2 protein-coding genes are annotated in these 1,574 nt (G+C 51.1%); both read right to left on the bottom strand.

Annotation, left to right across the window (positions count from 1 at the left end):
• Positions 1 to 96: 96 nt before the first annotated feature.
• A complete protein-coding gene (locus tag QJ48_RS34860; RefSeq protein WP_054977815.1) occupies positions 97 to 894 on the bottom strand; it encodes a MerR family transcriptional regulator in 798 nt (265 codons plus the stop codon).
• 30 nt (positions 895 to 924) lie between these two features.
• The coding region (locus QJ48_RS34865) for a CPBP family intramembrane glutamic endopeptidase (RefSeq protein ID WP_237763162.1) at positions 925 to 1,574 on the bottom strand (650 nt) is incomplete at its 5' end.

The raw sequence follows: 1,574 nt of genomic DNA on the forward strand, positions 1-1,574 counted from the left end.
GGTTTCTCAACAAGCTCAACGAAGAATATTTCGTTCTTCATCGAAGTATGGAATGCATTCTAAAAGAGTTCTGGAATAAGACAGATTGTTTTACTTCTATTTCCCTTCTTCCGCTTCACCCGCTTTGTCCGTCCGCAAATATTCGTCCGCGATGCGTTCGATATACGCCATCGTCTCCTCATCGAGACCAAGCACCTTCTCGTGGCCGCCAGGTTCCGGACGAATCCACTCCCAATATTTCTCCAATACGTCCTCTCGGTCTCCGAACCATTGTCCCTCGATTTCCAGCAGCCGTTCGGCTAACCGTCTCGAAGCGGGAGAATCCGGCGGCTCCCCAAGGTGGCCGTGAATGTCACGCAGTAAGCGAATCCATTCGTCTGCCCGCGGATCGTTCTCCTCAAGCCTCGGCAACGATTCGATAATCGGGAGTTCATCGGGAGTGAATCGCTTCATACGGTTAGCCCGCTGAACGGACTCCGTTGCCGTTCCGGTCTGTCCCGACTGAAGTGCATGGATAAACAAGAGCAATTCTTCCGTCGACACGTCGTTTCGCAGCTCAATCGTACGCAGGGTCGTATGAAGCATGCGTTCGAGCAGGTCGAGCCGTTTTTTCTCCTTGCGGATCGTTTCCACTTGCAGACGAATCGCGTGCGTCCATCGTTCCGTACGGGACCGGCCGACCTCTTCTTCAAGCACGCGCCGAATTTGCGGCAGCATAAAACCGAGCTGCTTCAATGTAGCAATATGATGAAGCTTCATGACGTCTTCATGGCTATAGCAGCGGTAGCCGGCATCCGACACGAAGGAGGGCTTCAATACGCCCAATTCATCGTAGTATCGCAGCGTCCGGATGGAGATGCCCGCCTCCTTGGCCAATTGTCCGATTCTGTACATTTCGCTTCCACCTCCTTCCAAGCAACAACACTATGCATGGTTGCAGCCTTCTTTATTATGCAGGCCAATAGTCAATCTCCGCACGATTGCTACCGAGATTAGGAAAACGATACCGAGAAGAAGCGTCATCGTAAAGATGATGAACAGCTCGCCTGTCCCCGGCTCTATTTCATCGTAAGTGAGAAAGCGTGCCTCCCGCTGCAGGACGATAAAGCGTGAACTGAAAAGATAAGTAAGATGGAAACCGATCGAGGTCCACAGGCTATTCGTCACCAGGCGCAGCAATTGAAGAATGACCCCAAAGGTTACCAATAAAATCACATAATCCATCGTTATCGAGGCAGGCTCAAATCCTGTTATAAGGTGCAGTCCGCTTATCGTAACCGGTGCGAGTACGAACACAACAGGCTGAAGGAACAAGGCGAAGATTCGACCAAACCGCTCGCTCAAAGCGCTATACACAGCTCCTCGAAAAATAAGTTCCTCCGGAAGTGCCTCATAGAAAAAAGCGACAACCACATTTAACAGCGCCATTGAGATTAACGGCATGGAGAAATGAAATTCGGTTATGCGAATCCAACCTAACCATTCCGCTATGGTGAAACCCGATCCGGTAAGAACAGCAACCAGTCCTGCTCCCATGACAAATCGGGGAACCGCCCGTTTCACCGACGACAGGC

Origin of the sequence: Paenibacillus sp. A3, assembly GCF_001399685.1 — a bacterium.
Classification (GTDB): Bacteria; Bacillota; Bacilli; order Paenibacillales; family NBRC-103111; genus Paenibacillus_G.